We start from the raw sequence: 25,595 nt of genomic DNA, 5'->3' as shown, positions 1-25,595 counted from the left end.
ACAGCGGCAAAGTATTAAATTCGGTGGCGATGGTGGTCACGGGACTGGCCTGCAAAACAAAATGTCGCGCAGTGTACCAGCCCGATGGCCATTCGCCCTAAGGTTCGATGTGCTCTTCCGGACGCTTGACGCGCCGTCCGTCTTCCTTTGAGAGCTGGGAAAAGATCGTTGCAGCCAGCATCGCCATGATTCCGACGGTGACAAACGTCAGTTGGAACGCGCCCAACACGGTCTCGACGCCATCGTTCCCGATCCCTGCCGTGAAGCCGCCGAGCAATGCACCAGCGCAGGCCACACCCAGGCTCAAGGACAATTGCGCCACCACCGACAGCAGGCTATTGCCGCTACTGGCGCTGGCGTCGTCGAGGTCGATCAGGGTCACGGTGTTCATCGCGGTGAACTGCAAGGAGTTGATCGCCCCCAGGACTGCCAGTAGGCACAACAGCAACCAGTATGGCGTCTGCTCGCTGACCAGGCCCATGCTCGCCAGCATGATCCCCAGCGCCAGGGTGTTGCCGGTCAGCACGATGCGGTAGCCCAGGCGTTCGATCAGCGGTCGCGCCACCCACTTGGCGATCATCGCTGCAGCCGCCAGCGGCAGCATGCTCATCCCGGCCTGGGACGGTGAATACCCCAGCGCCACTTGCAGCAACAACGGCACGAGGAACGGCAGGGCGCCGCTGCCGAGCCGGGCGAAGAGGTTGCCGAGAATGCCGACGGCAAAGGTCCGGGTCTTGAACAGCGACGGCGCAAACAGCGGATTATCGATGTGCCCGGCGCGCAGCCAGTAGGCCGCCAGGCAGGCCATGCCGCCGAACAGCAGCAGCATCACCCGCAGGTGCGGCAGGTGCAGTTCGCCCAGGCCTTCCATGGCGACGGTGATCAGGATCATCGCCGCACCGAACAGCAGGAAACCTAAGCTATCAAAGCGGGTACGCTCGGAACCGCGCAGGTCAGGGATGAATTTCCACACGGCGTAGCAGCCCACCAAACCCACCGGCAGGTTGATCAGGAAGATCCAGTGCCAGGTCAGGTACTGCACCATCCAGCCGCCCATGGTGGGGCCGATCAACGGCCCGAGCAGGCCGGGAATGGTGATGAAGCCCATGATCCGCACCAGTTCCGAGCGCGGGTAGGCGCGCAGCACCACCAATCGCCCGACCGGCAACATCAACGCGCCGCCCAGGCCCTGGATCACCCGAGCGCCGATCAGCATGCTCAAGCTGCTTGATAATGCGCAGAGCAACGAGCCGAAACTGAACAGCAGGATCGCGCTGAAGAAGATTTTTTTCGTGCCGAAGCGGTCGGCGATCCAGCCCGAGGCGGGGATCAGCAAGGCGACCGTGAGCATGTAGGCAATGATCACGCCTTGCATACGCAGCGGGTCTTCCGCCAGGTCGCTGGCCATGGCCGGCAGGGCGGTGTTGAGGATTGTCCCGTCGAGGGACTGCATGAAGAAGGCAATGGCGACGACCCAGGGCACCCAGCGGGCGGTGACAGGATCGAGAGGCAGGCGGTTGGGCATGGAACCTCTTGATGACGGAAGTGATCGTTCCCACGCTCCGCGTGGGAATGCCTCAATGGACGCTCTGCGTCCGCACTTGGGACGCAGAGCGTCCCGGGCTGCATTCCCACACAGAGCGTGGGAACGAGCGGTGTCAGAGGGTCAAGGTCAACCGCCTTACAAGCGCCCCCGGCAACAACGCCGATGCCGTCGCCCGCTGGCTGTAGGTGCTCGCCGACAACAGCAATTCGCGCTCCGTGGTCAGCGCTTCCAGCTGTGAACCCAGCAGACTGTAGGCGCTGTCATCGAAACGCATGGTGCTGACCGGTGCCTGGATCTTGCCGTTCTCGACCCAGAAGGTCGCAAAGCGGGTCATGCCGGTCAGGCGTGCCGCCGGTTGGTCCGAGAAATTCAGATACCACAAGTTGCTGATGTACAAGCCGGTACCGAGTTGCTTGAGGATTTGTGCCTCAGGCAAATCCCCGGCCTGCATGTTCAGGGCCGTTGGCGATTCCCCGCCGCTGGCGCCGTTGGCGGTCAACCCGTACTCGGCGGCGCTGCGTGAGCCCACCAGTTGCGCACCGGCCTTGCCTTCGACGATCAAACCCAGGTCGCTTCGTGGATAACCTTCGTCGGAGAACGCCGGGCTCAGCGAGCCGCTGACCTTTTCGTCCAGCGAGACCAACGGGCTGAACGCATGATCGCCCCCGTAGAGCTTCTGCAGCGGACTGCTTTTGCTGGCAATCGACTGTGCCGAGAAACCACCCCAGCACAGCATGCCCATGATTTCTTCCAGCGCGGCGGGCGCCAGGTAGGCGCGGTACTGACCCGGGGGCAGGGTGCGCAGCGGCCGCCCCAGGTATTCAAGCTGTTCCCGTGCCTGCTGGAAGCGTTTGGCAAAGCCTTCGCTGTTCCAGTCGTGCCCGGCATAGCTGGCCTTCACCGCCTGGCCGTTTTCATGGAACAGGCTGAAATCGAAGTTGAAGCTGTTGGCCTGATGCCAGCCGAACGCGCCGGCGGAACTGGCGAAACCGCGGCTGATCGGCCCGGCCGCATAGAACCCGACCAGATCCAGGCCTTCGGCGGCCTGGGTGATTTCGGCGACCACTTGCTCGGTGTCCGGCAGCGGATGCTCCTGCACGTTCTGACTCTGCCAGCCGTTGTAGTTGAGCAGCAGATAGGGGTCCTGGGGCAGCAGCGGCAAGGTGTCGCGCAGCTGTTGCAGACCTTCGGCCAGGCGCTGATGGTCGACTGCAGGATCGCCCGCCAGGGTGATTTGCAAGTCGGCGTGGCGGCCATCATTGATCAGTTTCAAACCGATGCTCGCCTGCTGCACCTGCCCGGCCTGACGCACCTTGGCGTGGTTGAAACGCACGAAGGCCGACGATTCGGCGGCGTAGCTGAGCGTGAACTGTTCCGGTTCGCGCAACGCTTCGCGCAATCCGGCGACCAATGCCTTGAACGAATCGGCCTGGGCTTTCGACGTAGTCATCAGCTGTCTCCCCCAAAAACATCAACGTTGCTGAATACGCAGGCTGGCGAGGCATGGCCGACGCGGATCACTTGATTCGGTTCGCCCTTGCCACAATTGGGCGTGCCCAGGACCTTGAAGGTGCTGGCATCGCCGACCGCGCTGAGGTTCTTCCAAAACTGCGCGGAAATCGCCCGGTAATTCGGGTTCTTCACCACGCCCTTGAGTTCGCCGTTTTCAATCAACTGGCCCCATTCGCAACCGAACTGGAATTTGTTGCGCGCATCGTCGATGGACCACGAGCGGTTGGTGCTCATCAGGATGCCGTGTTCGATGTTGCCGATCAGTTGCGCAAGCGGCTGGTCGCCAGGCTCGATGTTGAGGTTGGCCATGCGGTCGATCGGCGGACGGTTCCAGCCGCACGCGCGGCTGTTGGCGACACCGTCCAGGCCGGCGCGGAACTGCGAGAGGGCACCGCCTAAGGGCCGCAGCAGCAGGCCTTCGCGAATCAGGAACTGTTTGCTGGCAGCCGTGCCGTCGTCGTCATGGCCATAGCTGGCGAGCTGTTCGGGAATATCCGGGTCGAAGGTCACATTGAGCAGTTTCGAGCCGTATTGCAGGCTACCGAAGTCGCCGGCAGAGACGAAACTGGTGCCGGCATAATTGCGCTCGTCGCCGAGAATGCGGTCCAGTTCCAGCGGATGGCCGATGGATTCGTGGATCTGCAGCATCATCTGGTCGGGCATCAGCAGCAGGTCGCGTGGACCTTGCGGCGTGTTCGGTGCCAGTAGCAATTGCAGCGCCTGATCGGCGACCAGCGGGCCGGCACCGACCAGTCCGCAGCGACTGATTACATCGGCGCCGCCCTGTTGACCGAAGTTCTCGCGACCCAGGCTGCGGGTCTGGCTGTCGTTACCGTCGTAGGCGGTGACGTCGAGACCCGGGTAGACGAAGCGCTGGGCCTGGCGCAGTTCGGCGCCGGCGCTGTTGAGGTAGATTTGCTCGACGTGGGTGATGCCGAGGCTGACCTGCCAGCTCACCAGGCGCTCGTCCTTGGGCACGGCGGCGGATTCGGCCCCCAGCAACTGGTAGCAATCGCTCAGGGAGGGGAAGGGCTGGTCGAGGGTCGGCGAGAAATAATCGGCACGGTCGCTGGATACCGCGTGTTCGCGCAGGTCCAGCAGGGCGTGTGGCTTGAGTCGGCGCGCCTGATGTTCGGCGCGCTCGAGAGCGGCTTGCAGGCCCTGTTGCGACAGGTCATTGGTGGCCGCATAGGCTTCCACGCCGTTGACCCGCACGGTCAGCATCGCCCCTTCGTCGCGGCTCAGGCTCGGCGGTTCGGCAACGTTCTTGCGCACCGACAGGTACTGGCCGGACTCGCGCACATAACGCAGGGAAAAGAATTCAGCGCCCGTGCGCAAGGCAGCAAAGCGCTGCTTGAGCTGGGGGTGGAAATCGAACATTCGGGAACCTCCCTGGTATGGAGTGACGGTACAGCGGTGCGGCGAGGGGATGAAGCGATTGCGCGGCACTAGAGTAGGCCTGCATGGGGGGAGGATCAAGCTTGGATCGGTGTGGAAAAGTTTAAGCGGGGTGAGTCTGATAGAGGTTGGTTGTTTTGGAAGGCCCCTTCGCGAGCAGGCTCGCTCCCACAAGGGATCTGAGTCGTTCACAGATCAAATGTGGGAGCGAGCCTGCTCGCGAATAGCCGTAACGCGGTATAGCGGTGTTACGCAGTCTGGCTGACTTCACGCATCGGCTTGCCCTTCACCGGCGCATCGCCCGCTACGAAGTATTTGGCGTTGCTGCGCGGCAACGGCTGGCGACCACGGATCTTGTCGGCGATTTTCTCGGCCATCATGATCGTCGGTGCATTCAGGTTGCCGGTGGTGATGATCGGCATGATCGACGCATCGACCACACGCAGGCCTTGCATGCCATGCACGCGGCCTTCGCCATCAACCACGGCCATCTCGTCGCTGCCCATCTTGCACGAGCAGGAAGGGTGGAACGCGGTTTCGGCGTGTTCGCGGATGAACGTGTCCAGCTGCTCATCGGTTTGCACTTCGATACCCGGGCTGATTTCGCGACCACGGTAGGCGTCCAGCGCCGGTTGCTGCATGATTTCACGGGTCAGGCGGATGCCGTCGCGGAATTCCTGCCAGTCTTGTTCGGTAGCCATGTAGTTGAACAGGATGCTCGGGTGCTGGCGTGGGTCCTTGGACTTGGCCTGGATGCGCCCACGGCTTGGCGAACGCATGGAGCCCATGTGCGCCTGGAAACCGTGCTCTTTCACACCGTTGCTGCCGTTGTAGTTAATCGCTACGGGCAGGAAGTGGTACTGGATGTTTGGCCATTCGAACTCTTCGCGAGTACGGATGAAACCGCCGGCTTCGAACTGGTTGCTGGCGCCGATGCCGGTGCCGTTGAACAGCCATTCGGCACCGATGGCCGGCTGGTTGTGCAAGAGCAGCGACGGGTACAGCGAGACCGGTTGGGTGCACGCGTACTGCAGGTACAACTCAAGGTGATCCTGCAGGTTTTCACCGACGCCCGGCAGGTCGTGGACCACCGGAATGTCGAGCTTGTTCAGCAATTCGGCCGGGCCGACACCGGAGCGTTGCAGGATCTGCGGCGAAGCGATCGCGCCGGAGCACAGCAGTACTTCCTTGCGTGCCTTGGCTTCAACGCGCTCTTCGGCGTCGCCCACCAGGTAACGCACGCCGACCGCACGCTTGCCTTCGAACAGGATCTTGTCGGTCAGGGCGTGGGTGACGATGGTCAGGGTCGAACGCTTCTTGGCAACGTCCAGGTAACCGCGGGCGGTGGAGGCACGACGGCCCTTCGGCGTGACGGTACGGTCCATCGGGCCGAAACCTTCCTGCTGATAACCGTTGAGGTCTTCGGTGCGCGGGTAACCGGCTTGCACGCCGGCTTCAACCATGGCGTGGAACAGCGGGTTGTTGCCAGCTTTCGGCGTGGTCACGCTGACCGGGCCTTCGCCGCCGTGGTAGTCGTTGGGGCCGATGTCACGGGTTTCCGCCTTGCGGAAATACGGCAGGCAGTCCAGGTACGACCAGTCCTCAAGGCCTGGCAATTTTGCCCAGCCGTCGTAGTCCATGGCGTTACCACGGATGTAGCACATGCCGTTGATCAGCGAGGAACCGCCGAGGCCCTTGCCGCGACCGCATTCCATGCGACGACCGTCCATGTGTGGCTCTGGATCGGTTTCGTAGGCCCAGTTGTAGCGGCGGCCTTGCAGCGGGAACGCCAGGGCGGCCGGCATCTGCGTGCGGAAGTCCATGCGGTAGTCCGGGCCGCCGGCTTCGAGCAGCAGGACTGTGACGCCTGCGTCTTCAGTCAGGCGGGTCGCCAGGGTGTTACCGGCCGAGCCGGCACCGATGATGATGTAATCGAATTCTTGGGACATTGAATGCACCCTCTTTGAAGTTGGTTCAGGTCAGGCCATGGCGAGTGCTGCGCACTCGATTCGCGAGCAGGCTCGCTCCCACAGTGGAACGCGTACTCCTGTGGGAGCGAGCCTGCTCGCGAAGACGGCCTCGCAGGCGAAGCGAATGTCGCCTTAGAACACCGAGGCGTAGTCGCCCAGCTCAACCTGTACCGATTTGATGCGGGTGAAGTTGTTCAGCGAGCTGATGCCGTTTTCACGACCAACACCCGACTGCTTGTAGCCGCCGACCGGCATCTTCGCGTCGGACTCGCCCCAGGCGTTGATCCAGCAGATACCGGCTTCCAGTTGGTGAATCACGCGGTGAGCGCGGTTCAGGTCCTTGGTGACGATACCGGCGGCCAGGCCGAAGTCGGTGTCGTTGGCGCGACGGATCACTTCTTCTTCGGTTTCGTAGGTGAGGATCGCCATCACCGGGCCGAAGATTTCTTCACGGACGATGGTCATATCGTCGCTGCAGTCGGTGAACACGGTCGGCGCAACGAAGGCGCCCTTGGCGAATTCGCCTTCGGTCAGACGCTCGCCGCCGCACAGCAGGCGGGCACCTTCTTCCTTGCCCTTGGCGATGTAGCCCAGCACGCTTTCCATGTGGGCGAAGCTGACCAGCGGGCCGAAGTTGGTGTTTTCGTCTTCCGGGTTGCCGACGCGGATGCGCGCAACACGTTCAACGATCTTGGCTTCGAAAGCGGCTTTCAGATGCGCCGGTACGAACACGCGAGTGCCGTTGGTGCAGACCTGGCCGGAGCTGTAGAAGTTGGCCATCATCGCCGTGTCGGCGGCGCGGTCGAGGTCGGCGTCGTCGCAGATGATCAGCGGCGACTTGCCACCCAGTTCCATGGTCACGTCTTTCAGCGAAGAGCTCGAAGCGCTGGCCATGACTTTCTTGCCGGTGTCGGTACCGCCGGTGAACGAGACTTTCTCGATGCGCGGGTGCTCGGTCAGCCAGGTGCCGACTTCACGGCCGCTGCCGGTCAATACGTTGAACACGCCCGCTGGCAGGCCGGCTTCGGTGTAGATTTCGGCCAGTTTCAGGGTGGTCAGCGAGGTGACTTCGCTTGGCTTGAAGATCATCGCGTTACCGGCGGCCAGGGCCGGTGCGGATTTCCACAGGGCGATCTGGATCGGGTAGTTCCACGCGCCGATACCGGCCACGACGCCCAGCGGCTCGCGACGGGTGTAGACGAACGAAGTGGTGCGCAGCGGGATCTGCTCGCCTTCGATGGCGGGTACCAGGCCTGCGTAGTATTCCAGCACGTCAGCGCCAGTGACGATGTCGACGTAGCGGGTTTCGGAGTACGACTTGCCGGTGTCCAGGGTTTCCAGGGCGGCCAGTTCATCGTTGCGCTCGCGCAGGATGTCCACGGCACGACGCAGGATGCGCGAACGCTCCATGGCGGTCATCGCGGCCCAGATTTTCTGGCCCTTTTCGGCGCTGACCACAGCGCGCTCGACGTCTTCCTTGGTTGCACGTTGTACTTTTGCGAGGACTTCGCCGTTAGCCGGGTTGATGGCTTCGAAGGTGGCGTCGCTGCCAGCATCGGAGTAAGCGCCATCAATGTAGAGTTTTTGCAATTCGAAACGGGCCATAAAGTCCTCGCAAGTGCATCAGTGAGTGGCGCGGTCCGGTGGTTGAGCGTTCTGTGTGTGCTCTAACTCACCTGCTTGGCCAGTTGGAAATCCATGTATTCGTAAGCGATCTGGTGCGCCTGCCCGGTGTCGAAAGCATCTCCCGACAGCGCGCCGCGCAACCACAAGCCGTCAATGAGGGCTGCCAGGCCACGGGCTGCACTGCGCGCATCATCGAGCGGCAGTACGCGGCGGAACTGGCAGCACAGGTTGGAATACAGACGGTGATCGTTGATCCGCTGCAACCTGTGCAAAGACGGGTGGTGCATGCTGGTGGCCCAGAAGGCCAGCCAGGTTTTCATTGCCGGGCCATTGACCTGGCTGGCGTCGAAGTTGCCTTCGATGATCACCTGCAGATGCGCCCGCGGGCTGGCATCTGTCAGCGCCTGTCGGCGCGCGGTGACGTTCTCGCTGAGGACACTCATCAGGTACTGCGCCGTGGCAGCGATCAGGCCGTTCTTGTCCTGAAAGTAATGACTGATGATGCCATTCGAGACACCGGCCAAACGGGCGATCAGCGCAATGCTGGCGTCCCCCATTCCGACCTGATCGACCGCCAGCAATGTGGCTTCGATCAACTGCTGGCGACGGATGGGTTGCATACCGACCTTGGGCATCTTGCACATCTCCTTAGGCCTTCCGGCAGACGCAGAACGTCTATCGGATTGAGGGCCAGTCTATTTTGTTTTGATTGAACGTTCAATCAACAAAGAATAAGATCTGCGACAAATCGTCGCTGCCTACAGATTTTTCCTACGCGTAGCGGCGAAAAAAACGACTTCCGAAATGCTCGAAACCCACGCGCTACGGCGCTCAAGGGGTTCGAGCTTTATCGGGCTGTCTTTATATCACCCGCTGGTCGGCTGCCCACTAAGCGATTGGTCGGGTAACTCGTTTGTCTTGCGTTCTTCTCTCGCACTGCCCGGAGCATCTGTGCCATGAGTTCTGCCTCGCTAATAAAGACCCCACCCGAGAAGGTGACGGTCAACGGTTGGGTGTTCTACACCTCTACCGCGTTGATTCTGTTGTTGACCGCCATTCTGATCATCGCCCCGCAAGAGGCCGGCAGACTGCTCGGTACGGCGCAAGCCTGGTTGTCCCGCAGCTTCGGCTGGTACTACATGGTGGTGATTGCCGCCTATCTGATCTTCGTGGTCGGCCTGGCGTTCTCGTCCTACGGCAAGCTCAAGCTGGGCAGCAAGGACGATACCCCGGACTTCAGCTATGGCGCCTGGGCGGGGATGCTGTTCTCGTCGGGTATTGGCATCTCGCTGCTGTACTTCGGTGCTTCCGAGCCGCTGGACCACTACTTCAATCCGCCGGAAGGCGTAGCTGGCAGCAACCTTGCGGCCCGTCAGGCGGTTCAGCTGACGTTCCTGCACTGGGGCCTGCATGGCTGGGCGATCTACGCGCTGGTAGGCCTGGCCGTGGCGTATTTTGCCTACCGTCACAATCAGCCGCTGGCGTTGCGTTCGGCGCTGTATCCGCTGGTGGGTGAGCGTTGGGTCAAGGGCGCGGCCGGTCATGCGGTGGACGGCTTCGGCATGTTCGTGACCCTGCTGGGTCTGGTGACCAACCTGGGGATTGGTTCGCTGCAGGTGTCGTCGGGCCTGGAAAACCTGTTCGGCATGGAGCACAGCAACACCAACCTGCTGATCGTGATCATCGTGATGAGCACCGTGGCGACCATCGCTGCCGTGTCGGGTGTGGAAAACGGCATTCGTCGCCTGTCCAACCTCAACATCATCCTGTTCAGCGGCTTGCTGATTTTCGTCCTGCTGTTCGGTCCGACCCTGCACCTGCTCAACGGCTTTGTGCAGAACGTCGGTGACTACCTGAACGGCGTGGTGCTGAAGACCTTCGACCTCTATGTGTACGAAGGCGACAGTGAGAAGTCCGACCGCTGGTTGGGCCTTTGGACCCTGTTCTACTGGGCCTGGTGGATTTCCTGGGCGCCATTCGTAGGCATGTTCATCGCGCGTATTTCCCGTGGTCGCACGGTGCGTGAACTGGTCGCTGGCGTGTTGCTGATTCCGCTGGGTTTCACTCTGGCGTGGCTGTCGATCTTCGGTAACTCGGCGCTGGACCTGGTGATGAACCACGGGGCGGTGGAACTCGGTAAGACGGCGCTGGAACAGCCGTCCATGGCGATCTACCAGTTGCTTGAGCACTACCCGGCGTCGAAAGTGGTGATCGGTGTATCGATTTTCGTGGGTTTCGTGTTGTTCCTGACGCCGGCGGATTCCGGCGCGGTGATGATGGCCAACCTTTCGTGCAAGGGCGGCAACGTTGACGAAGATGCGCCGCACTGGCTGCGGATCTTCTGGTCGGCGGTGATCACCCTGGTGACCATCGGCCTGCTGTTCGCCGGTAACTTCGAAGCCATGCAAACCATGGTGGTACTGGCCGGCCTGCCGTTCTCGGTGGTGTTGGTGTTCTTCATGTTCGGCTTGCACAAGGCCATGCGCCAGGATGTGCAGATCGAACAGGAGCAAGCGGAATTGGCGGCTCGTGGTCGTCGTGGTTTCAGCGAGCGTTTGACCCAGCTGGACCTGCAACCGAGCCAGTCGGTGGTACAGCGCTTCATGGATAAGCATGTGAGCCCGGCATTGCAGGATGCGACGACGCAAATGCGTGCTCAAGGCCTGGAAGTGCAGACACTGCTGGGCAAGTCCAAGCGTTGCATGGGCGTGCGGGTCGAGATGGAAGAGGGCAACCCTTTTGTCTACGAAGTCAGCCTGGACGGTTATCTGGCGACCCCGACCGAGTCGGCCCAGTCCGATGAGGCGCGTCAGCGCTACTACCGCGCCGAGGTGTACCTGCACAACGGCAGTCAGGACTACGACCTGATGGGCTTCACTCAGGATCAGATCACGCGTGATGTGCTCGATCAGTTTGAAAGCCATCGGCAGCTCCTTGGCCGGGTGTATAGCTAAGTTGTGAGGGGCGCGGTGTCTCAGAGGCACCACGTCGCGTTCTTCGCGAGCAGGCTCGCTCCCACAGTTGACCGTGTTCCAATGTGGGAGCGAGCCTGCTCGCGAAGGGGGCATCAGCCATAAAGCTGAATGACCCGATATCCCCACAAACAAAAACGCCGCGATCTCTCGCGGCGTTTTTGTGTCTGTTGCCTTACCCCAGGTTCTTGCCGAGCAGCGCGTGGTACAGCTCGCTGTCGCCGAGAATCCCGACCACTTTGTTGTTGTCGTGCAGCACCAGTTTGTTGCCGGTCTGATAACGAATCTGCAGCGCATCGCGCATGCCGATATTGGAGTCCACCAACGTCGGCCGGCGACCCAGACCTTCTACCGCCTGCCCTGGAATCCAGTTCTGCAGGTCCAGGCTCGCACCGTTCTGGCGTGCGCCCTTGATGGTGTTGCCCTCGGCCAGGTCCAGCCACGAATCGCCACCCGGATCGAGGCATACCGAACCGTTGATGCGCTTGCAGTTGTCCAGGGTGCGCATCAGGCTGCGCCCGCACAGCACGTTCAGCGGGTTGGTGTGGGCGACGAAGGTGCGCACGTAGTCGTCCGCGGGGTTGAGGACGATTTCTTCAGGCTTGCTGTACTGGATGATCCGGCCGTCTTTCATGATTGCGATACGGCTGCCGAGCTTCAGGGCTTCATCGAGGTCGTGGCTCACGAACACGATGGTTTTGTTCAGCTTGCGTTGCAGCTCCAGCAGTTCGTCCTGCAGGCCCTGGCGGATCAGCGGGTCGAGCGCCGAGAACGGTTCGTCCATCAGCAGAATGTCGGCGTCCATCGCCAACGCGCGGGCCAGGCCCACACGCTGCTGCATGCCACCGGACAGTTCATCGGGTTTCTTGTTGCGCCATTGGGTCAGGCCCACCAGTTCGAGTTTTTCATCGACCAGTTTCTTGCGTTCCTTCTCCGGACGGCCCTGCATTTCCAGGCCGAAGCTGATGTTCTCGCGCACTGTCAGCCAAGGCATCAGGGCGAACTTCTGGAACACCATCGCGATGCGCTTGGTGCGCATCATTTTCAGTTCGGCGGCGGTGCAGGACGCAATGTTGATCTGCTTGCCTTCGTGCTCGACGAACAGCTTGCCACGGCTGACGGTGTTGAGGCCGTTAATGCAGCGCAGCAGGCTGGATTTGCCGGAGCCGGACAGGCCCATCAGCACGCAGATTTCACCTTTTTCGATATCTAAACTGGCCTTTTCGACGCCAACGATCTGCCCGGTCTTTTTCAGGATCTCGCTGCGGGTCAAGCCCTGGTCGAGAAGTTTCAGTGCTTCGCGTGGATCTTTGGTGAAGATCACGTCGACGTCTTCAAAGCGAATTATGCTCATGCGTCACCCCCTACTTTAGCGTCGGGTTGTTTGCAGATACGGTCGAGCATGATCGCCAGCAGTACGATCGCCAGGCCCGCTTCGAAGCCCAGGGCGATATCAGCAGTGTTCAGTGCGTTGACCACCGGTTTACCCAGTCCGTCGGCGCCCACCAGTGCCGCGATCACCACCATCGACAGCGACAGCATGATGCACTGGGTGATACCGGCCGCGATGCTCGGCATGGCGTGGGGCAGTTCAATCCGTGTAAGCAGTTGGCGACGCGAGCAGCCAAAGGCCTTGCCGGCGTCCATCAGTTCTTGCGGGACATCGCGGATGCCCAGGTAGGTCAGGCGGATCGGCGCGGCAATCGCGAACACCACCGTCGAGATCAGGCCCGGGACCACACCCAGCCCGAAGAGGGTCAGGGTAGGAATGAGGTAAACGAAGGTCGGTACGGTCTGCATCAGATCGAGTACCGGACGCATTACAGTGTAGAACATTGGCTTGTGCGCGGCGACGATACCCAAGGGTACGCCGATGACCACGCAGACCAGGGTGGCGAACAACACCTGGGCCAGGGTTTCCATGGTTTCCTGCCAGTACCCCAGGTTGAGGATCAGCAGGAAGGAGGCTACGACGAAGGCGGTGAGCCCCCATTTGCGCTGGATGAAGTGGGCAAGTATTGCGATTAGGCCGATCAAGACCAGCGGGTTGAACCAGGTCAGCGCAAAAGTCACGCCGTGGATCATCGTTTCCAGTGACACGGCAATTGCGTCGAAGGTGTTGGCGCCGTGTTGCGTCAACCATTCGACGAAGCCTGCGATGTACTGGCCTAGAGGTATTTTCTGATCAATCAGCATGGTAGTGAACGTCCGCATGCAAGGAAATAAACAGCCCGGGCGAGCGAACTCGCCCGGCGTAAGCGATTACTGCGCGAGCTTGGCTTTCACGGCTTCCAAGCCTGGTTTACCGTCAATGGTGGTCACGCCAGCGAGCCAGGTATCGAGCACCTGGGGATTCTTTTTCAGCCAGGCCTTGGCGGCCGCGTCAGGCTTCATTTTGTCGTCCAGGATGTTGCCCATCAGTTCACTTTCCATGTCGACGGTGAACTCCAGGTTCTTCAGCAACTGACCGACGTTGCTGCATTCCTCGGCGTAGCCCTTGCGGGTGTTGGTCGCCACGGTGGCGGCGCCAAAATCGGGGCCGAAGAAGTCGTCGCCGCCGGTCAGGTATTGAATCTTGAAGCGCTTGTTCATTGGGTGCGGCGCCCAGCCGAGGAAGACCACGGCGGTGTCGCGTTTCTGCGCGCGGTCAACTTGCGAGAGCATGCCCGCTTCGCTGGACTCGACGACTTTGAAACCAGCGGTTTTCAGGCCGAAGGCGTCCTTGTCGATCATGCTCTGGATCAGACGGTTGCCGTCGTTGCCAGGCTCGATGCCGTAGATCTTGCCATCGAGTTCTTTCTTGAACTTGGCGATGTCGGCGAAATCATGCAGCCCTTTGTCATACAGCGCCTGGGGAACGGCCAGCGTGTACTTGGCGCCCTTGAGGTTGGTGCGCACGGTATCCACAGTGCCGGCGTCGCGGTAGGGCTTAATGTCGTTTTCCATGGTCGGCATCCAGTTGCCGAGGAAAATGTCCATGTTCTTGCCGTCGGCCAGGGACTTGTAGGTCACGGGCACGGAAATCATGGTGGTCTTGGTCTTGTAACCGAGGGCGTTGAGCACGACGCTGGTGGTCGCGGTAGTCGCGGTAATGTCGGTCCAGCCGACATCGGAGAAGTTTACGGTGTTGCATTGGGCCGGTTCGGCGGCTTGCGCCAGAACCGGCAGACTAAGCAGGGCGGCCAACAACAACGACGGGGAACCTTTCATGGATGGACTCCTTGGTGTTTTTTTTGGCAGTGTTTCCGACTGGAACCACCGCACTTATAGGTTGCGGTTGGATGGCGTTTTGGAGACAGCTCTACCACGGCGCCTTGCAATCGAGTCGATACGATCATGTACCAGTGAAAATCTGACGCCTACAGGGTGCGTCGTAACCAGTACAGGGATGGTCGCATCCAGTGTCGGTGACGTCGTTTACAGCTTTTTTCAGCCTCTTTTGTCCGTCTGAGCCGCAAAAAAACGGCGAAAACACGACGTGAAAGACACGCGGCGTTCGTGGACATGAGTGCGTCGGTGTGAGACGTCGAACGACAGGATAAAAGCCTGATGATGCGGCCATCCCGACGGATTGCAGCTTGAGCGTAGCAGCTCCGTCACCGGGCGCTCCTGCGCCTGGAGTTGGCACATCCAGGAGTCCGGCAGCAATGGCTATCAGTGTTTTCGACCTGTTCAAAATCGGCATCGGCCCTTCCAGTTCACACACCGTGGGGCCTATGCGGGCGGCGGCGCTGTTCGTGCAGGGGTTGCGCGAACAGAGGCAGCTTGAGCAGGTTCGACGTGTCGAAGTGCAGCTCTTTGGTTCGCTGTCGGCTACCGGCATCGGCCACGGCAGCGACAACGCGGTGATCATGGGGCTGATGGGGGAGTGGCCGGACGCGATTGATCCGTCGCAAATCGGCATTCGCATCGACACCCTGCGCGAAACCGGCACGTTGTTGCTCGACGGCCGGCTGCCAGTACCGTTCATCTGGGCCAGGGACATGCGCCTGATCGATGAGAACCTGCCCTTTCACCCCAATGCCATGACCCTGATTGTCGAAGGCGATGACGGCGAGTTGCATCGCGACACCTACTATTCGGTCGGCGGCGGTTTTGTCGTCGATGAGGCGCAAGCCAGCAGCGGTGTAGTCGATATGGATCGAACCGTGTTGCCGTACGATTTTTCCAGCGCCGCCGAGCTGCTGGAGTTGTGTAAAAAGCACAACCTGCGAGTGGCCGAACTGATGATGGCCAACGAGAAGGTCTGGCGCAGCGAAGAGGAAATCCGCAGTGGCCTGATGCACCTGTGGCGCGCCATGCAGGATTGCGTCGAGCAAGGCCTCAAGCACGAGGGCATCCTGCCCGGCGGGCTGAACGTGCGCCGTCGCGCGGCCAAATTGCATCGCAGCTTGCAGGAGCTGAACAAGCCCAACGTGATCGGCTCGACGCTGAGCGCCATGGAGTGGGTCAACCTGTTCGCCCTGGCGGTCAACGAAGAGAACGCCGCCGGCGGGCGCATGGTCACGGCACCAACCAATGGCGCGGCCGGGATCATTCCGGCGGTGTTGCACTACTTCATGAAGTTCAGCGAGGACGTGACCGACGCCAATGTCGTCGACTACATGCTCGGCGCGGCTTCAGTCGGGATCCTGTGCAAGAAGAACGCCTCGATCTCCGGTGCCGAAGTCGGTTGCCAGGGCGAAGTCGGCTCAGCCTGCGCCATGGCGGCGGCGGGCTTGGCGGAAATTCTTGGCGCCACACCGGAACAACTGTGTAATGCGGCGGAAATCGGCCTGGAGCACAACCTGGGACTCACGTGCGATCCGGTGGGCGGCCTGGTGCAGGTGCCGTGCATCGAGCGCAACGCGATTGCCGCGGTGAAGGCGATCAACGCGGCGCAAATGGCGCTGCGGGGCGATGGTCAGCACTTCATTTCTCTTGATCGGGTGATTCGCACCATGCGTGATACCGGTGCCGATATGCATGACAAATATAAGGAGACGTCGCGGGGTGGGTTGGCGGTAAGCGCGGTGGAATGCTGAGACCGGGTTGACCCTGTGGCGAGGGGATTTATCCCCGTTGGGTCGCGAAGCGGCCCCAATATCTCTACGGCTGCTTCGCAGCCGAACGGGGATAAATCCCCTCGCCACAATAGACCTTGCCAGGCCAGACCAGTCAAAACTGCGCGTTAAGTGAACACCCGATTTAATACGCGCCACCTTTTGGCGCGTCGCTAACAGATAACTTGTCTCATCAGTGGTGGGGTCTCTTTCGAAGGGCTGACCATCCGTCACCCGTGCCTGCGGTGACACTCTTGCAGAGCTCCCTGTAGCCCTGTTCCCACAAGTGCTACCGATTTGCTCACACGCAACGGGGCAGAGCGCCTGCCGCCATTGATGGCACTTATAACCCCCTACTCCCTGCGCGTCATATATAGACACATTCCGACGTCGTTTTTAGGAGTTATTGAACGCACATTCAAATTTAGGCATGGCAATTGCTCTGTCATTACAAAGCCCGTCTCCCACGCGAGAACGATGGCCATAACAAGAGCCTCCGCCTGAGGCCATCACCCGCTTTGTGTGAGGAGATACCGCGATGACGACGTTCAACTCCGGGGCCCAACCCCAGAACCGTGCGCCTCAATCCATCGGCTTTCTGCTGCTGGACAATTTCACGCTGATTTCCCTGGCCTCCGCAGTCGAACCGCTGCGCATGGCCAACCAGTTGTCCGGCCGCGAGCTGTATCGCTGGACCACCCTCACCGTCGATGGCGGGCAAGTCTGGGCCAGTGACGGTCTGCAGATCACGCCTGACGCCTCCATGCACAAAGCGCCTCCTCTGGACACCGTGATCGTCTGCGGTGGTATCGGTATTCAACGCACTGTTACCCGCGAACACGTGTCATGGCTGCAGAGCCAGGCGCGTCAGTCCCGTCGCCTGGGTGCGGTCTGTACCGGCAGCTGGGCCCTGGCGTGCGCCGGCCTGCTGGACGGTTTCGATTGCAGCGTGCACTGGGAATGCCTGGCGGCGATGCAGGAAGCGTTTCCGCGGGTGGCCATGAGTACCCGCCTTTTCACCCTCGACCGTAACCGCTTCACCAGCTCCGGTGGCACCGCGCCGCTGGACATGATGCTGCACCTGATCAGCCGCGATCACGGGCGTGAGCTGTCGGCCGCGATCTCGGAAATGTTCGTCTACGAGCGCATCCGCAACGAACAGGATCACCAGCGCGTACCGCTCAAGCACATGCTCGGCACCAATCAGCCGAAGTTGCAGGAAATCGTCGCGCTGATGGAAGCCAACCTCGAAGAGCCGATCGACCTCGACGAACTGGCGGTGTACGTCGCCGTGTCCCGTCGTCAGCTGGAGCGGCTGTTCCAGAAGTACCTGCATTGTTCGCCGTCGCGTTACTACCTGAAACTGCGCTTGATTCGCGCGCGGCAACTGCTCAAGCAAACGCCGATGTCGATCATCGAAGTGGCGTCGGTCTGTGGCTTCGTGTCCACGCCGCACTTCTCCAAGTGCTACCGCGAATACTTCGGCATTCCGCCGCGTGACGAACGCGTCGGTTCCAACACCACGCAGCAAGTGGCGATGATGCCGCTGCCGCAGGCGTTGGTGCTGTCGCCGTTGTCGGGGCCGTTGTCGGCGCTGAGTCAGGCGCGTAATGAGTCGACTTTCGCGAGCGTAAGGCTCTAGACCAAGTCGCCTTCTTCGCGAGCAGGCTCGCTCCCACATTCGACCGCATTCCTTTGTTGGAACTCGGTCAACTGTGGGAGCGAGCCTGCTCGCGAAAGCGATTTATCGGGCGACGTGGCTCTGTTGGTACTCCGCCAATGCCGGCAGCAACTGCTTGTCGATGGCCTGGCGCACAGCCGGCAGGATCGTCGCGCTGCTGGTGTACATCTGCTTGACCATGGTGCGCAGCACGATGGCCCGTTCGTTGTTCAAACCTCGCACAGCAAACTCGCAAGCCTGCTCGGCCGTGGCGCCGTTCGGTACTTGAAAACCCAATGACTTGAGCTGGCCCAACAGGTCTTCCTGGTCTATCAAATCGGCGTGCATCATGACGCGAATCCTTCTTCTGGGAATGGTGTCGTGGATCGATTCTGGTAGTGGCACGCGGTGGCGGCAAGGGCGATTTGTCGCAATGGCAGCATTGACTATGAACAGGTCGTTTTCGGGCTATTTACCTGCGATGAGAACCGGCACACTGAACTCAGCTTGCTTCACGAGGGTTTGGTCACCTTCCCACGGCAGCTCCTCAACAGTACCCTCTGCCTCGATCCTGTCACGGCTTGATCGGGGCTTTTTTTTGCCTGTGAAACAGGGACATTTCGGGTGTCTGGAATGACGCCATCGCGAGCAGGCTCGCTCCCACAGTTGACCGAGTTCTATCAGAAAAAAGCGGTTGAATGTGGGAGCGAGCCTGCTCGCGAAGAACGATGACGCGGTCTAGCGCTGTAGCACCAAAATGCGCGACAACAACTCATCCCGATCGACATAACACCCCTGGAAATGCCGCGCCCCGGTGGCAGGATCGAACGCATTGCGGGCGTGCAGGGTGCGGCGGTTGTCGAAGCACCACAACTCGCCAGGGTTGAGCCGCTGCATCAAGCGAAAGCGAGGCTCGCGAGTCATTGCAATGAAGCGGCGATAGGCACGATAGAGCTTGGGCATCTGCTCCACCGAAGCATCGAACGGCCCCCGCAAAAAGTTCGCCATGCGGATTTCCGACACTTGCCCCAAGGCATCCAGTGCGATGATCGGTGCGAGGCAACGGTAGTCGCTGTGGCGGTCTTTATTGCGGAATTCCAGGGAAATCTCGCAGAGGCTCTGGAATGAGTCGGGGGCCTCCAGACGTAGCGCCTCGGCGATGGCAAAACCATCGACGAAAATGCTCTCGCCACCCTCGGCATCGTTGACCAGGCAATGCAGGAACTGCAGCCCCGGTTGCAACTCCCGGGTTGGCAGATCGCTGTGCAACGGCAGGTTGAAAGCGGTGTAGGCGTTGCTGTCGGCATCGGCCTTGGATTGCACGTTGAACAGCACGCCGAAATTGCTCTCGCGGATGAAGGAAATGCGCTGGGCAATCAGCTTCAGCGAGCCGGGCTCGGTGGGTACGCCACGGACCTGGGTCAGGCCGGTGTCGCGCACGGCCAGCAGCCATTGCAACAGGGCCTGGTTATCGTTCATCAGCGCTTGATACTCGAACACCGGCAACTGCAAGTCACTGTGCCAAAGCCTGGCTTTGGGCTTGCCTGCCAGGCGCTCGGCGCGGGACTCGTCGTCATAGGCGTGGGCGCGCAACCAGCCGGGGTCGAAGCGGCTGAGGTGGCCATCCTGCCACTGGATACTCAGGCAGCCTTCAGCGTCGACACTGGTTTGGACAGGCATCAGGTTTTCCGGCACATCGACGATTTCCAGCACCTGTTCGCGAGTCACCGTGTAGACGCATTGCGGGCACGGGCAATTGTCCCGCAACCATGGGTGGTGGAAGGGGCTGACGCGGTTGTCGGCCCACTTCACCAAGACACGATCCGCCATGGCCTGCACGCCTGTCAGCGCGCTGATCAACGGATAAGTACGGAAGTCGGCAAAAGCGGCGGCGGTGTTCATGCGATCTCCTTGTTATTTTTTTGGCGGTAATGCGATCACTCGGCCGATGTAGGCGGGGGCGGGCAGGTCGGTCTGTTCGGCGACGATGGCTTGCAGTTTACCCAGGGTCACTTCGCTGAATGGAGTGGAGCTTGGCCCGGCGAGGTCGACGTGCAGCAGCATCTGTTCGTTGCCTGCCAGCTCCTTGTCATCGCCCACCAGATGCAGGCTGTGATAGAGATGCAGGCGTTTGCTGTCGTGGCCGATGATCTGCGTGTGCACTTCGACCTCGGCGTCGAGCTTCACTTCGTGCAGGTAATTGAGGTGCAGTTCCAGGGTGAACAGCGAGTTGCCGCTGGCTTCGCGGTTGTTGCTGTCCATGCCGAGGCGGTCCATCAGTGCGTCGGTGGCGTAGCTAAAGATCAGCAGGTAGAACGCGTCGCGCAGGTGGCCGTTGTAGTCGACCCAGTCGGGGATGATTCTGGTTTGGTAGGTGGTCAGTGCGGTCATCTTTCAAGTTCCAATATGGGTGGTGACTGGTCTGTCGTCTTCGCGAGCAGGCTCGCTCCCACAAGGACCGTGCAAAACCTGTGGGAGCGAGCCTGCTCGCGAAGGGGCCGGTCCTGCTAGCTAATTACTCGCTGAAGGCCATCCCATGCTTCTCTTTGGTGGTCTTCACCGCCTCCAGCACTGCCAGCAAGCAATCATCACGATAGCGCTCCAGCGCCGAAATGCTGTGTTTGCCCAACTGATCGCTGGTGCCATCGACCACATCGTCGATCAACTTGTCAGTCAGCTCCGGCGCCGGCAGGTAGGTCCACGGCAACTGCAGTGCCGGGCCGAACTGTGCCATGAAGTGGCGCATGCCCGCATCGCCACCGGCCAGGGTATAGGTCAGGAACGTGCCCATGAACGACCAGCGCAGACCGGCGCCAAAACGAATAGCGTCGTCGATTTCGCCGGTCGTCGCCACACCGTCGTTGACCAGGTGCAGCGCCTCGCGCCACAGCGCTTCGAGCAATCGGTCGGCGATAAAGCCCGGCACTTCCTTGCGCACATGCAGTGGACGCATGCCGAGGGATTCGTAGACTTTCATCGCCGCTTCCACGGCTTCGGGGGCAGTGTTTTTGCCGCCGACCACCTCCACCAGTGGCAACAGGTAAACCGGGTTGAACGGGTGCCCGACCACGCAGCGTTCCGGGTGCGTTGAACTCTCGTAGAACTCGCTTGGCAACAGGCCGGAGGTACTTGAGCCGATCAAGGCATTGGGCTTGGCCGCGGCGCTAATCTTGCTGTGCAGCTCCAGTTTCAGTTCAAGGCGTTCAGGGGCGCTTTCCTGGATGAAATCGGCGTCGCGCACACATTCTTCGATGGTCGCGACAAAGCGCAGGCGATCCTGCGAGGCACCGGGCGCCAGGCCTTGTTTCTCCAGCGCGCCCCAGGCATTGGCGACGCGTTTGCGCAGGGCGGCTTCGGCACCGGGCGCAGGGTCCCAGGCAACTACGTCGAGGCCGTGGGCAAGGGCGCGGGACACCCAGCCGCTGCCGATGACACCGCTGCCCAAGGCGGCGAAGGTTTTGATTTCGGTAATGAAGGTCATGGCAACTTCCTGAAGAATTCGGTGAGCCCCTGTAGGAGCTGCCGCAGGCTGCGATCTTTTGATCTTGTTTTTAAGAGCAACATCAAAAGATCGCAGCCTGCGGCAGCTCCTACAGGTGGGATATAGGTTCGGTTTAACCGCGCTGTTTCAGGCCCATTTTCTTGCGGCCTTCAGCCGGGGTCAGAACGCGGGCACCGAGGCGGCTGAGGATTTCGCTGGCGCGTTCGACCAACTGGCCGTTGGTCGCCAGTACGCCTTTGTCCAGCCACAAGTTGTCTTCCAGCCCGACCCGCACGTTGCCACCCAACAGCACGGCTTGTGCGGCCATCGGCATTTGCATGCGGCCGATACCGAAGCCGGCCCACACGGCGTCTGCAGGCAGGTTGTCGACCATGGCTTTCATGGTGGTGGTGTCGGCCGGCGCGCCCCAAGGGATGCCCAGGCACAGTTGGAACAGCGGATTATCGAGCAGGCCTTCCTTGATCATCTGTTTGGCGAACCACAGGTGACCGGTGTCGAAAATCTCTAGCTCAGGCTTAACGCCCAGCTCTTGAATGCGTTTGGCGCCAGCACGCAGCTGCGCCGGGGTGGAGACGTAAATGGTATCGCCATCGCCGAAGTTCAGCGTGCCGCAATCGAGGGTGCAGATTTCCGGCAGCAGTTCTTCGACATGGGCCAGGCGAGTCAGCGGACCAACCAGGTCAGTGTTCGGGCCAAACTCCATCGGGTTCTCGCCAGCGCCAATTTCCAGATCACCGCCCATGCCGGCGGTGAGGTTGACGATGATGTCGACGTCAGCCTCGCGAATGCGCTCCATGACTTCGCGGTACAGCGCCACGTCGCGGCTGAACTTGCCGGTTTCAGGGTCGCGAACGTGGCAGTGAACCACGGTGGCGCCGGCCTTGGCGGCTTCCACGGCGGCAGCGGCGATCTGTTTCGGAGTGACCGGCACGTGTGGGCTTCTGGCGGTCGTGTCGCCAGCACCGGTGAGTGCGCAGGTGATGATGACGTCGTGGTTCATGAGGCGGTTTCCTTCAGGCGTGGTGGTGCCGTTCGCAGCCGGGTCGGGCTGCGAAGCGGTGGTTCAGTTCAGGGTTACTTGGTGGTCAGCTTCAGGTTTTCAGCCGCCGGTTTGCCATCGAAGGTGGTCACGCCCTCGAGCCAGCGCTGCTTGTCTTGCGGGTGGTCTTTCAGCCACTGTTTGGCCGATTCGAAGGCGTCCTTGTGGTCCAACAGCGGCTGCATCATCCGGCTCTCGTCTTCGGCGGTGAACGTCAGGTTGCTCAGCAGGCGACCGATGTTCGGGCACTGTTCGGCGTATTTTGGCGCGGTGACGGTCCAGACCGTGGCCATGCCTTCGTTCGGGCCGAGGGCGTCGTCGCTGCCGGTGAGGTAGGTCATCTGTACGTTGACGTTCATTGGGTGCGGCGCCCAGCCGAAGAACACCACGGCCTCCTTGCGGCGCACAGCGCGATCCACCGCCGCGAGCATGCCGGCCTCGCTGGACTCGACCAGCTGGAACTTGCCGAGGCCGAACTGGTTCTTGGCAATCATCGCCTTGATCTGGGTGTTGGCGCCCGAGCCTGGCTCGATGCCGTAGATCTTGCCGCCCAGCTCTTTTTCGAACTTGGCAATGTCGGCGAAGGTTTTCAGGCCTTTGTCGGCAAGATAAGTCGGTACGGCGAGGGTAGCGCGGGCATCTTTCAAGCTTGGCGCTTCCAGCACCTTGACCTGATTGGCGTCGACGAACGGGGTGATGGTCTGGGTCATCAGCGGGTTCCAGTAACCCAGGAACAGGTCCAGGCGCTGATCGCGGATCCCGGCGAAGATGATTTGCTGGGAGGCGCTGGTTTGTTTGGTGCTGTAGCCGAGGCCGTCGAGCAATACCTGGGTCATCGCACTGGTGGCGATCACGTCGGTCCAGTTCACTACGCCCATGCGCACGTTCTGGCATGACGCAGGTTCGGCGGCCATGACACTGGCGCTCAGCAATGCGGTACCGCTGAGTGCAAGAACACAGCTGCTGATCAGTCGTTTCATCTCAGGATTCCTCGGCAGTTTCGTTATTGTGGGTCCGGTCGTCTTTGTGCGCCGGTGATGTCACGTTACGCAGCTAATCTGCCATGAAAGCGCACTGCGGCGACCGACTCTTGCACTGCAGCGACCTGTGCTCTTGAATGCCGCTGGCAAGTGGCGTATCAACGTCCTCACGCTCCCCGCCCTCACGCTACCCGCCAATCGAGTGCGCTCCATGTCCCAGGATTTCTACTTCTTGTTGATGCCGGGTTTCTCGGCCATTGGATTTATCTCGGCCATCGAGCCGTTGCGGGTCGCCAATCGCTTTCGTGGCGAGCTGTATCGCTGGCATGTATTGAGCGCCGATGGCGGGGCGGTGCTGGCCAGTAACGGCATGTCGGTCAACGCCGATGCGGCGCTGGAACCGCTGAAAAAAGGCGCGACCTTATTGGTGGTGGCGGGCTTCGAACCGCTGAAATTCGCCACCCCGTCGCTGGAGCACTGGCTGCGCCGGCTGGACAACGAAGGCGTGACCCTCGGTGCCATCGACACTGGCAGCTTTATTCTCGCCGAAGCCGGACTGCTCGACGGCCACCGGCTGACCCTGCACTGGGAAGCCATCGACGCCTTCAAGGAGTCCTATCCGCAGCTCAGCGTCACCCAGGAGCTGTTCGAGATCGACCGTCGGCGCATCACCTCCGCCGGCGGCACCGCCTCCATTGATTTAATGCTGGATCTGATCGCCCAGGCCCACGGCCCGGAACTGGCGATCCAGGTCAGCGAGCAATTCGTGCTCGGCCGCATCCGTCCGCGCAAAGACCACCAGCGTATGGAAGTCGCCACGCGTTATGGCATCAGTAACAAGAAACTGGTGCAGGTGATTGGTGAAATGGAGCAGCACAGCGAACCGCCGCTGAGTACGTTGGCGTTGGCGGAATCGATCAAAGTCACCCGACGTCAGCTGGAGCGGTTGTTTCGCTTGCACCTGAACGACACACCGAGCAATTTCTATCTGCGATTGCGATTGGAAAAGGCCCGGCAGTTGTTGCGCCAGACCGACATGAGCGTGCTGGAGGTGAGCATTGCGTGCGGCTTTGAATCGCCGTCGTATTTCACCCGTAGTTATCGGGCGAAATATGAACGGTGCCCTAGGGAGGATCGGCGTACCGCCCAGGCATAACCTCCCAAAAAACCTGTGGGAGCGAGCCTGCTCGCGAAGAGGTCGGTACATTCAACATTGATGTTGACTGATCCACAGCCTTCGCGAGCAGGCTCGCTCCCACAATTGATCAACGGTTACTTCTTCAGCAACGCCGAGCACGCCACCTTGTAAGCCTCATGCTGATACTTGTTCAGCGACGCCGGCGGTTCAAAACCGTGTTTCTTGGCTTGCGCAGTAATGGTTTGCGGCGACAACAGCGTCACCTCACAACTCTCCAACAACTGGAAAACACCCTCGATCTTGAACGTAGTCGGTCCGCCAGCGAATTCACCTTTCTTACTGCGTTTCTTGATGGCGATCCGATCAATCGAATTCTCCCGCACGAACGACGCAACCTGAGCCGCGAACACTTTGACGTTGGCGGCTTCGTCGTCATCGTCGAGGGCGATTTTCTTGGTGGCGAGCGCGACATGGCTCAGCGCCGAGCCTTCGAGGGCGGCCACGGCAATGATCGCTTCGCTGCCTTTGATTTCGATGCCGCAGACTTTCATGTTGAATCCCTTTTCTGGCTGAAGGCGTGAAGCTTACAGCTCAAGTTGATTGGCGGTGATGCCAAACGCCGCAGCGATTTTTTCGCGGGTGGCCTTGCGCGGCTTCGCGACGCTTTCCTGCTGGGCGAAAGCCGGTTGGGAGATACCCATGCGTTTGGCCACTTCATCCTGTGTTAGGTTCAAGTGTTCGCGCCAGGCGCGAATCGGCGTCGCACCATCGACAATACGGCTGACGACTTCATGGGGAATCAGATCGGGCTCAATTTTCTGCGCGACATACTGCGCGTAGGGAATGACCACGAAAGCAGGATTTCCATCTGCGTCGTTGATGATTTGAACGTCAGTAGGTGCGTTCATCGCGTTTTTTGACCTCTTGAATACTGACCACTTTGATTGCGCCATCCCAATCGAACATGATTCGGTAGTTACCTACTCGAAGTCGATAGGCGTAGTCATGACCGACCAGTGCTTTGACGTTGCCAATATCAGGCATGTCAGTCAGCGCTGTGACGGCATCACGAACCTGGATCTGGTGAGCGAATGCAATTTCAAAAGCTGCTTAACGGCCTTTCGAGTCCAGTGAATACTGTTCATGAGAGAATATAAGTCTTTTATAAGATATGCCAATCTTTACTTATATTTCACTGTCGGCCAATGAA

21 protein-coding genes and 1 pseudogene are annotated in these 25,595 nt (G+C 60.5%); 4 read left to right on the top strand and 18 right to left on the bottom strand.

Annotation, left to right across the window (positions count from 1 at the left end):
* Window positions 1-97: 97 nt before the first annotated feature.
* The 6 genes from mdtD to betI all read right to left on the bottom strand — a co-directional run bounded on the left by mdtD (window position 98) and on the right by betI (window position 8,687).
* A complete protein-coding gene (gene mdtD, locus ACA054_RS29965) occupies window positions 98-1,525 on the bottom strand; it encodes a multidrug transporter subunit MdtD (RefSeq protein WP_497636925.1) in 1,428 nt (475 codons plus the stop codon).
* A 133-nt stretch (window positions 1,526-1,658) separates the two neighbouring features.
* The gene (locus ACA054_RS29960) at window positions 1,659-2,996 is read right to left on the bottom strand and encodes a TldD/PmbA family protein (RefSeq protein ID WP_497687353.1); all 1,338 of its coding nucleotides are present in this window, start codon (window positions 2,994-2,996) and stop codon (window positions 1,659-1,661) included.
* Entirely contained in the window at window positions 2,996-4,438 is a 1,443-nt protein-coding gene (locus ACA054_RS29955) for a TldD/PmbA family protein (RefSeq protein ID WP_497687352.1), read from the bottom strand. Before ACA054_RS29955 ends, ACA054_RS29960 begins: the two co-directional genes overlap by 1 nt.
* A gap of 266 nt (window positions 4,439-4,704) precedes the next feature.
* Window positions 4,705-6,405 carry a choline dehydrogenase gene (betA, locus tag ACA054_RS29950; RefSeq protein WP_497687351.1) on the bottom strand — a complete coding sequence of 567 codons (1,701 nt, stop codon included), beginning with the start codon at window positions 6,403-6,405 and terminating at the stop codon, window positions 4,705-4,707.
* Window positions 6,406-6,558: 153 nt separating this feature from the next.
* Window positions 6,559-8,031, bottom strand: coding sequence for a betaine-aldehyde dehydrogenase (gene betB, locus ACA054_RS29945; protein WP_497687350.1), 1,473 nt, complete (start codon window positions 8,029-8,031; stop codon window positions 6,559-6,561).
* Window positions 8,032-8,093: 62 nt separating this feature from the next.
* On the bottom strand, window positions 8,094-8,687 hold the full coding sequence (gene betI, locus ACA054_RS29940; protein WP_007975486.1) for a transcriptional regulator BetI: 594 nt from the start codon (window positions 8,685-8,687) through the stop codon (window positions 8,094-8,096).
* A 378-nt stretch (window positions 8,688-9,065) separates the two neighbouring features.
* Here betI and ACA054_RS29935 point away from each other — a divergent pair, with 378 nt between their 5' ends.
* Complete coding sequence (locus tag ACA054_RS29935; protein ID WP_497640020.1) at window positions 9,066-11,006, top strand: BCCT family transporter; 1,941 nt, start codon at window positions 9,066-9,068, stop codon at window positions 11,004-11,006.
* Between the two features lie 193 nt (window positions 11,007-11,199).
* Here the strand turns inward: ACA054_RS29935 and choV are convergent, their stop codons facing one another.
* The 3 genes from choV to ACA054_RS29920 all read right to left on the bottom strand — a co-directional run bounded on the left by choV (window position 11,200) and on the right by ACA054_RS29920 (window position 14,234).
* Window positions 11,200-12,378: a choline ABC transporter ATP-binding protein gene (gene choV / locus ACA054_RS29930; RefSeq protein ID WP_497636916.1), complete on the bottom strand. Its 1,179-nt coding sequence runs from the start codon at window positions 12,376-12,378 to the stop codon at window positions 11,200-11,202.
* Window positions 12,375-13,220 (bottom strand): choline ABC transporter permease subunit, encoded by an 846-nt coding sequence (gene choW / locus ACA054_RS29925; protein WP_497636914.1) that lies wholly within the window; start codon window positions 13,218-13,220, stop codon window positions 12,375-12,377. Before choW ends, choV begins: the two co-directional genes overlap by 4 nt.
* 66 nt (window positions 13,221-13,286) lie before the next feature.
* Window positions 13,287-14,234: a choline ABC transporter substrate-binding protein gene (locus ACA054_RS29920; RefSeq protein ID WP_497687349.1), complete on the bottom strand. Its 948-nt coding sequence runs from the start codon at window positions 14,232-14,234 to the stop codon at window positions 13,287-13,289.
* 437 nt (window positions 14,235-14,671) lie between these two features.
* Here ACA054_RS29920 and ACA054_RS29915 point away from each other — a divergent pair, with 437 nt between their 5' ends.
* Window positions 14,672-16,048: an L-serine ammonia-lyase gene (locus tag ACA054_RS29915; RefSeq protein WP_497687348.1), complete on the top strand. Its 1,377-nt coding sequence runs from the start codon at window positions 14,672-14,674 to the stop codon at window positions 16,046-16,048.
* Window positions 16,049-16,604: 556 nt separating this feature from the next.
* The gene (gbdR, locus tag ACA054_RS29910; RefSeq protein ID WP_095052585.1) at window positions 16,605-17,708 is read left to right on the top strand and encodes a choline metabolism transcriptional regulator GbdR; all 1,104 of its coding nucleotides are present in this window, start codon (window positions 16,605-16,607) and stop codon (window positions 17,706-17,708) included.
* A 102-nt stretch (window positions 17,709-17,810) separates the two neighbouring features.
* Here the strand turns inward: gbdR and ACA054_RS29905 are convergent, their stop codons facing one another.
* From ACA054_RS29905 to ACA054_RS29880, 6 genes are all read right to left on the bottom strand, one after another.
* Complete coding sequence (locus ACA054_RS29905; RefSeq protein WP_497687347.1) at window positions 17,811-18,077, bottom strand: hypothetical protein; 267 nt, start codon at window positions 18,075-18,077, stop codon at window positions 17,811-17,813.
* 387 nt (window positions 18,078-18,464) lie between these two features.
* Window positions 18,465-19,628: a gamma-butyrobetaine dioxygenase gene (locus ACA054_RS29900; protein ID WP_497687346.1), complete on the bottom strand. Its 1,164-nt coding sequence runs from the start codon at window positions 19,626-19,628 to the stop codon at window positions 18,465-18,467.
* A 12-nt stretch (window positions 19,629-19,640) separates the two neighbouring features.
* A complete protein-coding gene (locus tag ACA054_RS29895) occupies window positions 19,641-20,117 on the bottom strand; it encodes a thioesterase family protein (protein WP_497687345.1) in 477 nt (158 codons plus the stop codon).
* A 124-nt stretch (window positions 20,118-20,241) separates the two neighbouring features.
* Window positions 20,242-21,207: an L-carnitine dehydrogenase gene (locus ACA054_RS29890; RefSeq protein WP_497687344.1), complete on the bottom strand. Its 966-nt coding sequence runs from the start codon at window positions 21,205-21,207 to the stop codon at window positions 20,242-20,244.
* Between the two features lie 133 nt (window positions 21,208-21,340).
* On the bottom strand, window positions 21,341-22,228 hold the full coding sequence (cdhC, locus tag ACA054_RS29885; RefSeq protein ID WP_497687343.1) for a 3-dehydrocarnitine:acetyl-CoA trimethylamine transferase CdhC: 888 nt from the start codon (window positions 22,226-22,228) through the stop codon (window positions 21,341-21,343).
* A 74-nt stretch (window positions 22,229-22,302) separates the two neighbouring features.
* Complete coding sequence (locus ACA054_RS29880) at window positions 22,303-23,247, bottom strand: choline ABC transporter substrate-binding protein (RefSeq protein WP_497687342.1); 945 nt, start codon at window positions 23,245-23,247, stop codon at window positions 22,303-22,305.
* Window positions 23,248-23,458: 211 nt separating this feature from the next.
* Between ACA054_RS29880 and ACA054_RS29875 the strand changes: the two genes are divergently transcribed.
* Window positions 23,459-24,403 carry a GlxA family transcriptional regulator gene (locus ACA054_RS29875; protein ID WP_497687341.1) on the top strand — a complete coding sequence of 315 codons (945 nt, stop codon included), beginning with the start codon at window positions 23,459-23,461 and terminating at the stop codon, window positions 24,401-24,403.
* A gap of 116 nt (window positions 24,404-24,519) precedes the next feature.
* Here ACA054_RS29875 and ACA054_RS29870 read toward each other — a convergent pair whose 3' ends face one another.
* The 3 genes and pseudogenes from ACA054_RS29870 to ACA054_RS29860 all read right to left on the bottom strand — a co-directional run bounded on the left by ACA054_RS29870 (window position 24,520) and on the right by ACA054_RS29860 (window position 25,530).
* Window positions 24,520-24,936, bottom strand: a complete 417-nt coding sequence (locus tag ACA054_RS29870; RefSeq protein ID WP_497687340.1) for a DUF3010 family protein — start codon at window positions 24,934-24,936, stop codon at window positions 24,520-24,522.
* 33 nt (window positions 24,937-24,969) lie between these two features.
* Window positions 24,970-25,293 (bottom strand): helix-turn-helix domain-containing protein, encoded by a 324-nt coding sequence (locus tag ACA054_RS29865; protein WP_497687339.1) that lies wholly within the window; start codon window positions 25,291-25,293, stop codon window positions 24,970-24,972.
* Window positions 25,277-25,530 (bottom strand): annotated as a pseudogene (locus tag ACA054_RS29860) (type II toxin-antitoxin system RelE family toxin). Before ACA054_RS29860 ends, ACA054_RS29865 begins: the two are co-directional and overlap by 17 nt.
* Window positions 25,531-25,595 lie beyond the last annotated feature (65 nt).

The sequence above is a fragment of the Pseudomonas sp. LBUM1653 genome (genome assembly GCF_059716115.1).
Note: the sequence above shows the minus strand (reverse complement) of the source record. Positions and strands in the feature narration are given on the sequence as shown.

What these genes read in the sequence shown, in the direction of transcription:
- mdtD (WP_497636925.1), bottom strand. Translation starts at nt 1,525, where the DNA reads ATGCCCAACCGCCTGCCTCTCGATCCTGTCACCGCCCGCTGGGTGCCC.
- ACA054_RS29960 (WP_497687353.1), bottom strand. Translation starts at nt 2,996, where the DNA reads ATGACTACGTCGAAAGCCCAGGCCGATTCGTTCAAGGCATTGGTCGCC.
- ACA054_RS29955 (WP_497687352.1), bottom strand. Translation starts at nt 4,438, where the DNA reads ATGTTCGATTTCCACCCCCAGCTCAAGCAGCGCTTTGCTGCCTTGCGC.
- betA (WP_497687351.1), bottom strand. Translation starts at nt 6,405, where the DNA reads ATGTCCCAAGAATTCGATTACATCATCATCGGTGCCGGCTCGGCCGGT.
- betB (WP_497687350.1), bottom strand. Translation starts at nt 8,031, where the DNA reads ATGGCCCGTTTCGAATTGCAAAAACTCTACATTGATGGCGCTTACTCC.
- betI (WP_007975486.1), bottom strand. Translation starts at nt 8,687, where the DNA reads ATGCCCAAGGTCGGTATGCAACCCATCCGTCGCCAGCAGTTGATCGAA.
- choV (WP_497636916.1), bottom strand. Translation starts at nt 12,378, where the DNA reads ATGAGCATAATTCGCTTTGAAGACGTCGACGTGATCTTCACCAAAGAT.
- choW (WP_497636914.1), bottom strand. Translation starts at nt 13,220, where the DNA reads ATGCTGATTGATCAGAAAATACCTCTAGGCCAGTACATCGCAGGCTTC.
- ACA054_RS29920 (WP_497687349.1), bottom strand. Translation starts at nt 14,234, where the DNA reads ATGAAAGGTTCCCCGTCGTTGTTGTTGGCCGCCCTGCTTAGTCTGCCG.
- ACA054_RS29915 (WP_497687348.1), top strand. Translation starts at nt 14,672, where the DNA reads ATGGCTATCAGTGTTTTCGACCTGTTCAAAATCGGCATCGGCCCTTCC.
- gbdR (WP_095052585.1), top strand. Translation starts at nt 16,605, where the DNA reads ATGACGACGTTCAACTCCGGGGCCCAACCCCAGAACCGTGCGCCTCAA.
- ACA054_RS29905 (WP_497687347.1), bottom strand. Translation starts at nt 18,077, where the DNA reads ATGATGCACGCCGATTTGATAGACCAGGAAGACCTGTTGGGCCAGCTC.
- ACA054_RS29900 (WP_497687346.1), bottom strand. Translation starts at nt 19,628, where the DNA reads ATGAACACCGCCGCCGCTTTTGCCGACTTCCGTACTTATCCGTTGATC.
- ACA054_RS29895 (WP_497687345.1), bottom strand. Translation starts at nt 20,117, where the DNA reads ATGACCGCACTGACCACCTACCAAACCAGAATCATCCCCGACTGGGTC.
- ACA054_RS29890 (WP_497687344.1), bottom strand. Translation starts at nt 21,207, where the DNA reads ATGACCTTCATTACCGAAATCAAAACCTTCGCCGCCTTGGGCAGCGGT.
- cdhC (WP_497687343.1), bottom strand. Translation starts at nt 22,228, where the DNA reads ATGAACCACGACGTCATCATCACCTGCGCACTCACCGGTGCTGGCGAC.
- ACA054_RS29880 (WP_497687342.1), bottom strand. Translation starts at nt 23,247, where the DNA reads ATGAAACGACTGATCAGCAGCTGTGTTCTTGCACTCAGCGGTACCGCA.
- ACA054_RS29875 (WP_497687341.1), top strand. Translation starts at nt 23,459, where the DNA reads ATGTCCCAGGATTTCTACTTCTTGTTGATGCCGGGTTTCTCGGCCATT.
- ACA054_RS29870 (WP_497687340.1), bottom strand. Translation starts at nt 24,936, where the DNA reads ATGAAAGTCTGCGGCATCGAAATCAAAGGCAGCGAAGCGATCATTGCC.
- ACA054_RS29865 (WP_497687339.1), bottom strand. Translation starts at nt 25,293, where the DNA reads ATGAACGCACCTACTGACGTTCAAATCATCAACGACGCAGATGGAAAT.